Annotated in this window: 10 protein-coding genes; 4 read left to right on the top strand and 6 right to left on the bottom strand. The window is 53.0% G+C overall.

Annotated elements, in window-relative coordinates; all coding sequences use genetic code 11:
* Positions 1–50 precede the first annotated feature (50 nt).
* A complete protein-coding gene (locus tag ACOQPU_RS03990) occupies positions 51–755 on the bottom strand; it encodes a lysophospholipid acyltransferase family protein (protein WP_420643839.1) in 705 nt (234 codons plus the stop codon).
* A gap of 23 nt (positions 756–778) precedes the next feature.
* Entirely contained in the window at positions 779–1,738 is a 960-nt protein-coding gene (locus ACOQPU_RS03985) for an FxLYD domain-containing protein (RefSeq protein ID WP_420643838.1), read from the bottom strand.
* Between the two features lie 250 nt (positions 1,739–1,988).
* Here ACOQPU_RS03985 and ACOQPU_RS03980 point away from each other — a divergent pair, with 250 nt between their 5' ends.
* From ACOQPU_RS03980 to ACOQPU_RS03970, 3 genes are all read left to right on the top strand, one after another.
* Positions 1,989–2,552, top strand: coding sequence for an RNA polymerase sigma factor (locus ACOQPU_RS03980; protein WP_420643837.1), 564 nt, complete (start codon positions 1,989–1,991; stop codon positions 2,550–2,552).
* Positions 2,542–5,493 carry a hypothetical protein gene (locus tag ACOQPU_RS03975; protein WP_420643836.1) on the top strand — a complete coding sequence of 984 codons (2,952 nt, stop codon included), beginning with the start codon at positions 2,542–2,544 and terminating at the stop codon, positions 5,491–5,493. The genes ACOQPU_RS03980 and ACOQPU_RS03975 overlap by 11 nt, the downstream gene beginning before the upstream one ends.
* Positions 5,494–5,577: 84 nt before the next feature.
* Positions 5,578–8,664: an aminotransferase class III-fold pyridoxal phosphate-dependent enzyme gene (locus ACOQPU_RS03970; protein ID WP_420643835.1), complete on the top strand. Its 3,087-nt coding sequence runs from the start codon at positions 5,578–5,580 to the stop codon at positions 8,662–8,664.
* A 69-nt stretch (positions 8,665–8,733) separates the two neighbouring features.
* Here the strand turns inward: ACOQPU_RS03970 and ACOQPU_RS03965 are convergent, their stop codons facing one another.
* Both ACOQPU_RS03965 and ACOQPU_RS03960 read right to left on the bottom strand, forming a co-directional pair.
* A complete protein-coding gene (locus ACOQPU_RS03965; RefSeq protein WP_420643834.1) occupies positions 8,734–8,919 on the bottom strand; it encodes a PspC domain-containing protein in 186 nt (61 codons plus the stop codon).
* A gap of 93 nt (positions 8,920–9,012) precedes the next feature.
* Entirely contained in the window at positions 9,013–9,972 is a 960-nt protein-coding gene (locus ACOQPU_RS03960) for an NAD-dependent epimerase/dehydratase family protein (protein WP_420643833.1), read from the bottom strand.
* Positions 9,973–10,210: 238 nt separating this feature from the next.
* Between ACOQPU_RS03960 and ACOQPU_RS03955 the strand changes: the two genes are divergently transcribed.
* The gene (locus ACOQPU_RS03955; protein ID WP_420643832.1) at positions 10,211–11,707 is read left to right on the top strand and encodes a hypothetical protein; all 1,497 of its coding nucleotides are present in this window, start codon (positions 10,211–10,213) and stop codon (positions 11,705–11,707) included.
* A gap of 6 nt (positions 11,708–11,713) precedes the next feature.
* Here ACOQPU_RS03955 and ACOQPU_RS03950 read toward each other — a convergent pair whose 3' ends face one another.
* Together ACOQPU_RS03950 and ACOQPU_RS03945 are read right to left on the bottom strand one after the other, a co-directional pair.
* On the bottom strand, positions 11,714–12,076 hold the full coding sequence (locus ACOQPU_RS03950; RefSeq protein WP_420643831.1) for a DUF488 domain-containing protein: 363 nt from the start codon (positions 12,074–12,076) through the stop codon (positions 11,714–11,716).
* Complete coding sequence (locus ACOQPU_RS03945; RefSeq protein WP_420643830.1) at positions 12,073–13,218, bottom strand: N(5)-(carboxyethyl)ornithine synthase; 1,146 nt, start codon at positions 13,216–13,218, stop codon at positions 12,073–12,075. Before ACOQPU_RS03945 ends, ACOQPU_RS03950 begins: the two co-directional genes overlap by 4 nt.
* Between the last annotated feature and the right edge of the window lie 35 nt (positions 13,219–13,253).

Raw genomic sequence — 13,253 nt, 5'->3', positions numbered from 1 at the left:
CAAGTCCGTGTGAATCTGCGTCAATCAGTGTCCTGCTTTTGTGGCAAAATTTAGTCTGACACGGCCGTTTGGCAAGCGGGCCACGGATCATCACCGGCAAACAAAGCTGCCAATGCGGGGCTATCGGCATAGATGCCCCAGTAGCGCGGCGGCAGCAAAGCGGCAATCTTCACCATAATCAGGTGCGTGTATGCTGCCAAATCAGCCCCTTTTGCCCGACGGCCGATTTCTGGCAAGGTGTACGGCTCCCCAATCCTCAAAACGCTTTTGGTTATGCGCAGCCGCTTAAAGTTGGCAAAAAGCTGATCATTATTTTCAAAACTAACCGGCAATATGGGCACATTGGCGCGATTGGCTAAATAGGCTGCGCCCACTTTGGCATCCTGCATCTGCCCATTTTTGCTGCGGCTGCCCTCTGGTGCCAGGCCAAACATCACCCCTCGTTGAATCGCCGCCATTGCGTCACGCAGTCCCTGGCGGTCTACTTCCCCCCGGTTAATGTAAATCGCGCCCAGCCAGGCCATAATCGGCCCGTAGACGGGGTGACCACGCCACTTTTCGCCTGCAAAAAAGGCCCACTCTACAAGTGGGAACGCCATGAGCAGCAGCGGTGTATCGGCAACGCTTGTGTGGTTGAGCGTCACAATGTAGGGGCCGCTGTCGGGGATGTTTTCTCGGCCAATGACCTCCATTCTTGTGAGCAAAAGTGTGCGTGTCACGTGCATGGCAACACGAATCAGTTGGTATCGAAACATGGCAGGATGATACTAGTTAATGGTCAATTATCAATTGTTTGGGCTTCGACATGAATGGTATAGGCAGTGGTGATGCCGCCGGGTGGGGCTGCTTCCAACGAAAACGGCCGTTCCTCCCCCACCCCCAACGCCTCGGCAACAACCTGCTGCTGGAAGCCCGTCACGTTCCCTTGGGCGTCGTAAAAGGTGGCGGTTAGCTGTACATTGGCAACGGCCGTTTCACCCCCGTTCTGCACCTGCCCAGTTAGGTCAACACGTTCATCGGTAATTGCCAACGCAACATCTGCCACGCTCACATCCAGCGTGCGGCTGCCAAGCTCTACCACTGCCTGCCCGCCCACCACAGACACAATCGGTTGGGCAAAATCGCTGGGCGGCTCATTCAGCAAGATGCCAAACGGGCCGCGTTCACCAGGCAAAATGACGGCCGTGGCCACCCAGGCCGTGGCACTACCAACAGAACGGCCGTCTGCCGCCAGCAGACCAATTTCGACCTGGATATTCTCAACGGCCGTTTCCCCCTCATTCGTCACCTCCCCTAGCAGCCACAGGCTGCCCACCGGCGTTTGGTACGCATGAATTTTGGTGATGGAAACCTGGATGGGAACGGCCGTACCAGGAGCAAACAACGCGTTTACAGTGGGCGGCGGCGGCAGCACAATTGGCTGCCCAATCTGCAAATTTTCTGGCACAATGCCCGGATTCAGAGCCAAAATCTCTTCCACCGTGCTGCCACGCTGGATCGCAATACCCAGAATCGTGTCGCCAGAGACAATCTGGTAAACAATGGGCGTTGCCGTCGGCGTAACGGTGGGGGTTGGCAGTGGCGTAGGCGTCGTTTGGATGATGGCAACGGTTGGTGCAGCACGGGTGACGAACGAGACGCCTATTTGGGGCGTGGCTGAGTGTGAGAAAGTTGGGGCAGGAATGGCCGTTTCACTATTTACGGTTTCCCCTTCCCCACGCTGCTGGCAAGCGGTCAAAAACAAACATCCAATCGCAAAAAACAAAATCAACTTACGCATAACGAAGCGAAAAGTATATCCTCAAACGCGCAAATGACACGGTGCCCACAACCATTTACAATTAACCATTAACCATTTTTGCAAGATTTATCCCTCTCTTGCGTTATACAGGCAGAAATGGAGATTAGGGATTGGCGACTGGGGATTAAAAACATCTGGTTCAAAATCTCCGATCTCCAATCAACCAATCTCCAAATTTGAGGTTTTTATGCTTGATAACGAAAAATTGGTCGTTGAACAGGCCCGGCAAGACCCGACGGCGTTCGGGGTGCTGTATGACCATTATGTGGACCGCATTTTTGCCTACACGGTGCGGCTCATGCAGGATGAGGCAGCGGCACAGGACATAACGGCCGTTACCTTCGAGAAAGCATTGCGCCAAATTCGGCGGTACGAATGGCAAGCGCATGGCTTTGGCCCCTGGCTATACCGCATTGCCCGCAACGAAGCGATGTCTCGGCTGCGGCGGCAAAAGTGGCTCTCACCTAGCCGCTGGTTTGGCTCGACAGAGTTACGTGCCACGGAAACGGCCGTGCAGTCGCGCCAAACCAACCAGGCCATCCACCATGCCCTGGCGCGCCTTCGTCCCAAAGACCGCGACATCATCGTTTTGCGCTATCTTGAAGAGCTACCCAGCGAAGATGTTGCCAAGATTTTGGCCTGTTCAACCAACACCGTGTATGTGCGGCTGCACCGCGCTCTGGATCGGCTTCGTGCCGAACTAACGCCTGAACAGCCTTTAGCAAGAGAGGTAAATCCCCATGTCTCGTAAACAAGAATTTGATCAGTACGATGATTTGATAGATGAATTGCAACGAAATGGCGAACGGTCGTACGCTCCGCGTGCCTTCAAAAAGGAATTGCGCAGCCAACTGCTAAACCAGTACGACCAACCCCGCTTTTCATTGGCAAATTTGGGACGATTGGCAGGAACGGCCGTTGCCTTTGCCGCTCTGGCCCTCGTGGTCTGGTTTGGCTGGGTGAGTCTGCGGCAGCAGCCCGCTGCCATTAGTGCCCAAATGAGTTCTGTGGATGTGCCCGGTCGGGATGAGTTCATTGTGTACGACCAGTTGCGAATTGAGTTGCCCATGTGGGTAGAATATGATGCTGGCTGGGCTGAGCTGACGGCCGAATCGTGGCAGTCACTCGACGGCACCTTTTTCCGGGGTGAAGTGGTGGATGCCAACGGCAAACACCGCGTTTTTACCCAAGGGGATAGCCAGTTCCTCTGGCGCGGCACTTACAACAGTCGTGTTGCCCGCATGGAAACCGTTTCGCTGCAATATTTTGACGTATACCACGCTCTGGCGCAGGCCGAAGGCTGGGCGGGTGCTGCCACCACGCCACCGTTTTATAATGATGTTGGCTGGGGCGGCCTGATAGCATCCGTTTTGCGGCTGGATTGGAATTGTGAAGGGGGAGAATGTATAAACAAATATCTGGTGGAGCCGCCGCTGGACGTTAATAGCCGGGGCGGGGAATATGAACCGTACGGCTGGGGTGTTTCCTTGATTGGGACAGAGACGACGGCCAACGGCCGTTCCCTCACCACCTACCGCATCAGCTATTCACCCAACCAGGACGGCAACGCCAGCAGCCAATACCGGCTGGTAAAGCTAGACAGCAATAACCACACCGTCGTCGAAGTCGCCGATTACGACGGTGACACGCTGCTACGGCGACTAGAGCGCGTCAGCCACCAAATCAGCACCAGTGCCGATCTGCCAGAAGACCAGTTTACGCATCTCCCGGCCAACACGGGCGTCTCCTTTGTGCTGCCCGAAAGCCGCGTACTGGCTGAAACGCCACTGCTCACTGCCCCCAATGGCGAACAAGAAGCGATGTTAGAAGCTGGCACACAGCTTACGCTCAGCGGCCTCATCAACAGCCAGCCAACCATCATCCGCGACGGCGCTACCTGGCAGTATGTCTCCGTACGGGACGTCGGCCAGGGTTGGGTAAATACAGCACACCTAGAATGGCCGCTCACCAGCGAGGGCCAGTTGGTGGATTTGGACACAAGCCGGTTGCCAACGGCCGTTCCCACCGAAACCCAGCTCATCATCCTGCGAAACTACCAAACCGAACTGCAAACCTTGCTGCCCCAAACCTCAGGCGATGACCTGCCCCTGTTGCAGCAAGCCCTGGCAGAAATCGAGGCCGAAATTGACCGGCTAGAATATCTGGATAGCTTCGATTCTCTGGGACAAGATGGCATCGACGTTGTTTCCTGGGGTCTGGATCAGCTAACGCTTGACTTCGATGGCGAACTAACCCTGACCGCCTTTAACATTGAAGAAGGGCCAAACGAATTAAACTTAATGCTGGATTGGCGGGTTCAGGAACGGCCGTCTGCCAACTACCAACTCTTTTTCCACCTACGAGATGGTCAGGGCGACGTTGTGGCCCAAGTTGATCAAACTCTACAGGATGGTGAACGATTCCCCACTGCCTGGAACGTAGGTGAGCAAATTCGCACCACCCTCACCCTCACCCTGCCCGATGATCTGTTTGCCAACCGGTATGATTTGATTGTCGGCCTATTTGACATGGGTAACGGTACACGCCTGCCAGTTACGGTCGATAATCCTCGGCAAAGCACTGACGGGGGAACGGCCGTTTGGCTAACTGATTGGTTCGTTGAGCATAAGGAGTCTCATCCTATCGCAATAGTTAGAGGCACTGATAGCAATGGCTTAGCTCTTCGCAGCGAGCCTACTGGGCAAGAAATAGGCATTCTTGAAGAAGGTACTCCCGTTATCTTAATCGATGACCCGCTACTATTAGAAATAGAAAGCGACGGATTGTTCTGGCAATCTGTGTCCACACCCATAGGCAAAGGGTGGGTTGTCTCCAATTTTCTGGAATACCCTGAGGGATACACATTAGCAGATACGATGCCGTGGTCGCCAGATAGTCTTTGGATAGTCAAAGCAACACAGCTCTCCCGCTCTAATTCCGATGAGGCTATCACCCTTGAAGTTACCGTCGGCTACGAATTGGTCACCGCCGATGAAGCGAGTTTGAGTCTCAGTTTTATTCATCCATCAGGGATGCCGTCCCTAGATGGCATCCGCAATCCAAACTACAATGCTTTGGGGAATGGATACGCCATACAATCCGGGACAGGCAGTGTGACCTTCACTGCAACTGTCGAATCTGAAGCAATCACCTCTGCCATAGGCTCAAATGAATTTGAACTTATGGCAAGGCTTTGGGCAACGGATGGAAACGGTCAACAAACTTCTGATCTCATTCTCATGGGATTTGATAAGGGTGCAACTTTCGACGTGCAATTTGTTGAGGAAATCAACTATCAAATGGAATCGCCTGAGCTTGATGCCACTGCCCCAGATAGCCTCAATATTCTCAACGTTTCACCCCCGATTGGTTCCGTGCTAAACGGCCGTACCACTTTTACCGTCACCGTCGCTTACCAACTCACTTCTTTAGACACAGCCCATCTCAACAGTTCCTTGCTACCTGCTTTTGGCGGAGCGGCCGTTTTGGTCAACGACCAGCAAATTATTGAACGGGGCGATGGCGAGCTAACTTACTCTTTTGTGTTTGAACCGCTGGAAACAGATGAACCTTCCGCCTGGATACTCGATATTCGGCTAGAAGACCCGCTAGCACGTCCTGCGGAAGCATCGCTGGCTACGGCTTCGCCGCACAGCAACTATCCTAGCGATGTCTACAATTTTGAACCGTAATGAAAAGAACAGGTAGAGACGTTGCAATGCAACGTCTCTACGGCTTACAATACCCTCTTCAAATTCACAGAAGGGGGTATTTTTATGCCTGATGTTGCCATTTTGCGGCCACAATTCAGCCTTGACGACGCCGTTCAGCTCGCCCAAACCCACTACAACCTCACCGTCACCGCCCGCACCCTACCCAGCGAGCGCGACCAAAACTTTCACCTTACGGCCAATAACGGCGATCAATACATCCTCAAAATCGCCGGACTCACCGAATCATTAGAAACCCTGGAACTGGAAAACGCCCTCATCAACCACCTCAATCTCCAATCCCCAATCTCCAATCTCCTACCCAAACTCATTCTAACGAATAACCAGGAACCGATTGTCCACGTCACCCACTATCCTGTCCGGCTCATCACCCACCTGTCCGGCACGCTGCTGGCCCACACCAAACGACACAGCCCCGCGCTGCTGTACAGCCTGGGCCACACCCTCGGCCAGCTAGACGCCGCTCTGGCCGATTTTGACCATCCCGCCGCCCACCGCGAACTAAAATGGGACCTTAAACTCGCCGGATTTATTGTTGATTATCTGCAATTCATCCCCGACACGACGCAGCGCGAAATGGTTGGTGCCTTCCTCGACCATTTTTTGCGGCACACTCAGCCCCCGCTAGGCGGCCTGCGCCACAGCGTCATTCACAACGACGCCAACGACTACAATCTCCTTACCGCTAACCAGCAAATCAGCGGCATCTTCGACTTTGGCGACGCACTGTATACTGCCACTATCTGTGAGCTAGCCATTGCCGCCGCCTACGCCAGTTTGCACAAACCAGACCCGTTGGCTGCCGCTGCCCATATCGTTCGTGGCTATCACACGGCACACCCCCTAACCGAAGAAGAAGTGTCGCTGCTCTTCTCGCTCATCACCATGCGGCTCTGCGTCAGCGTGACGATGAGTGCCTACCAGGCCACCCAGGAACCAGACAACGACTACCTGCAAATTTCGGCTGCGCCTGCGTGGGACACCTTGAATAAACTTGCTCAAACCAGCCCGCTGTTGGCCGAAGCCATCTTCCGCCACGCCTGCGGCTGGGAACCCATGGCCAAATCCATCCAAGTTACTAACTGGCTACGCGAAAATAAAGGTCAATTTGCCAAAGTGATTGACACCGACTGGCAAAAATCGCCCCCAACTATTTTTGATCTCACCCCCGGCAGCCTGCTCCTCGGCCAATTGCAAAAACCAGATGACACGCAAGAATTCATGAATCTCCTCCTCACCACGATAACCCGCAGCAATGCCTCTCAAACCTCTTCCCCCTCTGTGTCCTCTGTGGCCAAAATAGGAATCGGCCGCTACGATGAACCGCGCCGAATTTATACTGATGACGCTTTTCGCGTCTCCGGCAACGACCGGGATGAGTGGCGCACAATTCATATGGGGATTGATCTATTTGCGGCGGCGGGAACGGCCGTACACGCTCCCCTCCCCGGCACCATCCACAGCTTCGCCAACAACACAGATCGCCTAGATTACGGCCCCGTCATCGTTTTGCAACACGACGTGGGCAACGGCCTGACCTTTTACACGCTCTATGGCCATCTCAGCGAAGCATCGCTAGACGGTCTCACCATCGGGCAACCCATCGCCCAAGGTCAAAAGTTTGCCGAAATCGGCAACTTCCCCAGCAACGGCGACTGGCCGCCCCACCTCCACCTCCAAATCCTGGTGGATTTGTTAGATCACCCCTTCACCCTTTCACCCCCTCACCCTACAGATTTCCCCGGCGTCGCCGCCCCTAGCCAACGTGCCATCTGGCGCAGCCTCTGCCCCGATCCCAATCTACTGCTAAATATTCCAGATGATTACTTTCCGCCGCCTACTCGCAGCAAGGATGAAATTTTAGCTTTGCGCACAAAACATTTAGGGCCCTCGCTCAGCCTGTCGTACAACAAGCCACTCCACATCGTGCGCGGTCAGGGGCAATATTTGTATGATGAGAACAACCAGCCGTATCTGGATGCGGTGAACAACGTGCCGCACGTGGGGCATAATCATCCTCAGGTAGTCAAGGCGGCGCAGTTGCAAACGGCCGTTCTCAACACCAACACCCGTTACCTGCACAACAATCTGGTGGAGTATGCCGCGCGGCTCACCGCTACGCTGCCGGAGCCACTCTCCATTTGTTATTTCGTGTGCAGCGGCAGCGAGGCCAACGAACTGGCCTTGCGCATGGCCCGTGCCCACACCGGCCGGCGGGATTTGCTGGTGTTGGATGGCGCGTATCATGGCAATACAGGCGCACTCGTTGACATAAGTTCGTATAAGTTTGATGGCCCCGGCGGGGCTGGCGCACCGGAGCATGTTCACGTGCTGCCGATGCCGGACCCGTATCGGGGATTGTATCGAGGGAATGGGGTGGAAAACGGCCGTCGCTACGCCCAACACGCCCAGGAAATCGTCGAAACGCTGCAAGCGCAGGGCAAAGGAATCGCCGGATTCATCGGCGAGCCGTTGCTCGGCTGCGGCGGGCAGATTGTGCCACCAGATGGCTACTTCCAGGCGCTGTTCCCGCTTATTCGGGCGGCAGGCGGTGTTTGCATAGCGGATGAGGTACAGGTCGGTTTTGGACGTGTAGGCAGCCATATGTGGGCGTTCGAAACGCAAGGCGTCGTGCCGGACATTGTGACGCTAGGCAAGCCAATTGGCAACGGCCACCCGCTGGCGGCTGTGGTAACAACATCCGAAATCGCGGCCTCATTTGCCAACGGCATGGAATATTTCAACACGTTTGGGGGAAATCCAGTTTCTTGTGCGATTGGGTTGGCTGTTTTGGATGTACTTGAACAGGAAAATCTACAGGAAAACGCCCGCGTCGTGGGCAATCGGCTGCTGGCAGGATTGCGCAATTTGCAAACCGAGTTCCCGCTCATTGGCGACGTGCGCGGATTGGGACTGTACATCGGCGCAGAACTGGTGCGTGATCCGCAAACGCTAGAGCCAGCCGCCAAAGAAGCGTCTTACATTGCCAACCGAATGCGGGATAAGGGTATCCTCATCAGCACCGACGGGCCGCTGCACAATGTGCTAAAAATCAAGCCACCGCTGGTTTTTACGGCCGAAAACGCCGATTTTTTGGTAAAAACGCTGGAGGAAATTCTAGGAGAATTGTAAATTGAGAATGGGGAATTGTGAATTATGAACGAAATTGTTCACAATTCACAATTAATTATTCACAGTTCATTATTTCTTCGGCATCACCAGCCACAGAATAAAATACGGAATCGCTGACGCGCCGCCGGGCAGCAGCAGAATAAAGAAGAGCAGCCGGAACCAAAAAACGCTGATCCCTGTCCAGGCAGCCAAACCACCGCAGACACCTGCAAAAATTCCATTTTGTCGTCGAAGCCGATTATCTTTTACACTCATTTCAATACCTCCAAAAGTGGCAAAAAAGGCCACTTATATTTTATATTGTTCTTCTGCCCTGTTCTACGCAGCTGAGGCGAGATTAGTTGCAAGTCAGAGATTATGCAGGCCACTCGCATAAATGCGATTAACATACCAATCCACTTCCGCCTCAAGCCCTTCGGCAAGCTGAGTATGGGAGGCGTAGCCCAACAGTTCCCGCGCCTTGCCAATGTTGGCACAGGTGTGTAGCTGGTCGCCCGACCGTTTGGGGCGAATATCCAGCTTTGCCTTTTTGCCCATAATTTGCTCAATGAGGGCAATGCCCTCGCCCGTTGTCATTTCAACATCGCTGCCCAAATTGATAATTTCACCAATCACTTTTTCGGGCCGATCCAGCACAGAGACAAAGCCTTCGATAATGTCACCAACAAAGGTGTAGCTGCGCGAATGCGCTTTGCTCCCCTCAAACAGCGGAAACGGCGTGTCGGTAAGGATGCTGCGAATCAGTTTGGGATACAGCTTCTCTGGCCGTTCACGCGGCCCGTAAACAGAAAAGATACGCAGTGAGCAGGCTGGGAATCCTTTCTCCCGATGGGCAGCTAAGGCTAACTGTTCGGCAGCGAGCTTGGTCACACCATAGTACGAAGTTGGTTTGGGGGCTTCAGTTTCGGGGTCGTAGGCATGACGGCCGTATACCGACGAAGTAGACACATTCACAAAGCAGCGCAACGATTGTTGCTTCTGGCAACCCGTCAGCAAATTATCAATGGCCACCACATTGTTCCGCACATAATCTGCCAGCGGTACCGTGGCCGCAATCCCTGGCTGCCCCGCCAAATGAAACACAAATTCCACATCTTTAAGAGCTACAGAAAGATCGTCCTTGGCCAAATCGAGCCTGCGCAGCACCGCTCCCGCCGCCTCGACGTCTTCTGCATTGGCCTGCTTTAATTGCGCGGCGTAGTAATCAGTAAAGCTATCTATTCCAACAACGGTATGCCCCTGTTTAGCCAATGTCTCGGCCAAATGTGAGCCAATAAAGCCAGCCGCTCCTGTTACCACAATTTTCATTAACATCCTCCAATTCTGTGGTTTGCCTCAGTAATATCCAAGCAGTTTACGCTGATCGGATCGTTAGGAAAACCACGCCACCTAAACGCTTTCCCAACCTTATTGCTGCCAACCATGAGAAACTGTTTTTATACCGAAAGGCCATTGATCAATAGTGTAAGACATTCTATACTTTCCGCGTTGTTCCGAACCAGTCCATTTAATCAAAAATAGATACCCTAAACCACCAGTCTCTCCAATGATTACAGTCGATCCGCCAAGTAAAATCACCAAGAAACAAATCAACGGTAAAATTGAGTATGCTGCCATCTTTGTCGTCGGCATTTTGCTGCGATTGCCTTTTATGGTGTCAACTGTTGATGATGCCTTCATCACTTTTCGCTATGTTCGCAATATCATCTCAGGCAATGGGTTTGTCTTTAATCCGGGCGAGCTTATTCTTGGCACCACAACTCCGCTATACACACTATATTTGGCCGCCTGGGGCAAATTAGGTTTTGACTTTATCACAGTAGGAAAGCTGACAAACATTTTGGCAGATTCAGCAAGTTGTGTCTTGCTTTTTGTAGTGGTCAGACGGGCAACAAACCGATTGGTGGCCTGGACGGCCGTTCTGCTCATCCTATCCTCGCCCTATAATTTACAGTATTCGGCTAGCGGCATGGAAACGGGCATTTACACGTTCATGCTCTTGCTCATACTTTATCTGTACGGCGCAAAGCGGTGGAACTGGATGGCATTGGTGGGTGGCTTGCTGGTTTTGGTACGACCTGATGGTTTATTGGTGCTGATTGTTATGGGCCTCTTCTGGTTAATTGACCGGCAAGACTTAAAGAGTGGTATGAAGTATGCCGCGCTCATGATTCTTGTAACGCTACCCTGGATACTTTTTGCCACCTGGTATTTTGGCTCACCAATTCCCCACTCAGTGACTGCCAAATCCTTAACGTATCGGACCTCTGTGCCTTTGCATTGGCTGCAAATTCTCTGGCATGTTTTTGCCCAGCGCGGCGGGACTGGCGGCGCACTTTTAATTACCGCACTTTTAGGGACGGGTATCGTCTCTACGCTAACTCGGCAGGCTTTACGGCCGTACCTCGCCTGGCTGTTACTTTATGTTGGCACCTTTACCTTCTTTCAATCTGGTCGTTTTGGTTGGTATTATGCGCCGCTGATGCCGCTGCTGTTTACCTTTGTAGTGATAGGTGGGTACGAATGGTTTCGTCAAATGATGCGGCTGCCAGCGATGACCACCATCATGCAGAGCAATCTGCGAACGCTTTTGGCAGGTGCATTGATACTGTCGTACATGGGTGCCACGGGGATCGCTGTTTCTGGTGCCTGGCAGGTAGCAAACAAGGAAGTTGCCCAAGAAAAATTGATGTGGCAGCCAATTGGCCAATGGATTCAGGATAATACCATGCCGGAGGCAACAGTTGCCATCGAATCCATTGGCGGCGTTGGCTGGTATTCAGAACGGTATATTTGGGATGAAGGGGGTCTGGTTTCAGAAAAAGTGTATGAATTAAACCAAGAAACGCCGGGCAACATCAATGTATTCGGGCTTTTGCAAACTTACCGCCCAGCTATTTACATTGCCTGGGACCCATGGGAATTGGAAACCCGTTTTGACACACCGGAGGCACAAACCTGGTTTGCAGCCAATTACAAACCGGTTGAAAGTTATACGGCCGTTGGTAAAACCTGGACCCTGTTCCAACTTCGAGAAGAGTAGCTCCCCCTAGACACCCTCAAGATACATTTTTAGCGCGACCGCATGATTATGGCGCACATCCTTGGCAGCAAAAAGCAGCGTCACGTTGCTGCTGGTCGCTTTTTGAAACAGTTCGGTGACTACCTGTGAATTTTCATCCAGTTCGGCAAAGTACCGATCCAGAAAGCCATCCCAGCGGGCAGGATCGTGGCCAAACCATTTGCGAAGACGCGGGGACGGGGCGATATCGCCCAGCCACAAATCGAGCTGGGCGTCTTCTTTGCTAACGCCGCGCGGCCAGAGGCGGTCTACCAAGACACGAAAGCCATCGTTGGGATCGGGCGCATCGTAAATGCGTTTGAGTTGCAGGGTAATTTTGTCGTATTTCATTCGGCCAAAACTTTGTGGGGATAAGCTGCCGCACGATTCTGAAACGCTAAAATATCCTCATTTTGGATCACGCCGTTTTCAATCTCGATGGCGCGGCGAATCGTTTCATTTTCGCGCCAGGCAGTTGGCCCACCCATTACTACCTCAATGTAAGGCAACAGCGCAAAGCTAATTTCATAGGTAGCCGAACGCCAGAGGTAAGACGGCGAATGATCAACGGCGTAGTAAGTTACGCCATTGCCAACCGTAAAGATAGGGTCGGCAAATGAAGTGGGCCGAGCAAAATCAAAGGCCATGCCTGCATCGCAGCTTACATCCACCAGCAGTGAGCCGGGTCGAAAACGATCAATCTCATCCCCCTGCACAAACATCAACGGCCGATTCGGGTTTTGCAAAATACAGTTCACCACAATATCAAACTCAGCCAGCACCGCCGCGATTGGCTCTGTTTGTTCATTCTGCACCACCAAAACATCCCCCTCGTCCGAAAGAGTATATTCCCAATAGGTGACGCCAGGCATTTGGGCCACAATAGCTAGCTGGTGCCGAAAAGTAATAACGGTAATATCCAGATACCCTTGGCTACGTAAGGCATGAATGGCCCCTCGGCTCGTAGAGCCAAAGCTGATGACCGCGGCCCGTTTTGGCGCACCGTACAGGCCTGTCATACCATTAAGCTGCAAGGCATGAAGGACGCTACAATAGCCTGCCATCTCGTTATTCTTCTGAAAAACATGCGCCTGCCACGTATCGTCACGCCAAATGTTCATCGCCTCCCAGGCAATCATGGTGAGCTGCTTGTCGATGCCTGCCTGAGTAATGGCTGGGCCTTGCACGCAATGTGGCCAGCCCCACAAAATTTGCCCTTCGCGGAATGAGGGTAAATCCGCCTCGGTGGGTTTGGGAAGCAGGATGATGTCGCAATGTTCAAACAGGGCTTCACGGGGCATCAAGCCAGCCACCTGCTGCGCTAGTTGCGCATCGGTGACATTGAAGCGGGTACCATATCCTCTCTCCAAAAAAATGCGCTGCCGCAAGCTGGAATCAATTTGCTCCAGATGGCTAGGATCCAGCGGGGCACGCTGCTCATTTTCCTTTGTGGCGGTGCCGATGACGCCCATCGTTAGCTGTTCTTCAGACATGGTTTACCTCCTGAGGTAGGGTATGTTGGTACCGT

The organism is Candidatus Leptofilum sp., from assembly GCF_965223285.1.
Classification (GTDB): Bacteria; Chloroflexota; Anaerolineae; order Promineifilales; family Promineifilaceae; genus Leptofilum.
This window is presented reverse-complemented; position numbering and strand designations above follow the sequence as displayed.

Coding starts and splice junctions, on each gene's coding strand:
- ACOQPU_RS03990 (WP_420643839.1), bottom strand. CDS start 755: ATGTTTCGATACCAACTGATTCGTGTTGCCATGCACGTGACACGCACA.
- ACOQPU_RS03980 (WP_420643837.1), top strand. CDS start 1,989: ATGCTTGATAACGAAAAATTGGTCGTTGAACAGGCCCGGCAAGACCCG.
- ACOQPU_RS03975 (WP_420643836.1), top strand. CDS start 2,542: ATGTCTCGTAAACAAGAATTTGATCAGTACGATGATTTGATAGATGAA.
- ACOQPU_RS03970 (WP_420643835.1), top strand. CDS start 5,578: ATGCCTGATGTTGCCATTTTGCGGCCACAATTCAGCCTTGACGACGCC.
- ACOQPU_RS03965 (WP_420643834.1), bottom strand. CDS start 8,919: ATGAGTGTAAAAGATAATCGGCTTCGACGACAAAATGGAATTTTTGCA.
- ACOQPU_RS03960 (WP_420643833.1), bottom strand. CDS start 9,972: ATGAAAATTGTGGTAACAGGAGCGGCTGGCTTTATTGGCTCACATTTG.
- ACOQPU_RS03955 (WP_420643832.1), top strand. CDS start 10,211: ATGATTACAGTCGATCCGCCAAGTAAAATCACCAAGAAACAAATCAAC.
- ACOQPU_RS03950 (WP_420643831.1), bottom strand. CDS start 12,076: ATGAAATACGACAAAATTACCCTGCAACTCAAACGCATTTACGATGCG.
- ACOQPU_RS03945 (WP_420643830.1), bottom strand. CDS start 13,218: ATGTCTGAAGAACAGCTAACGATGGGCGTCATCGGCACCGCCACAAAG.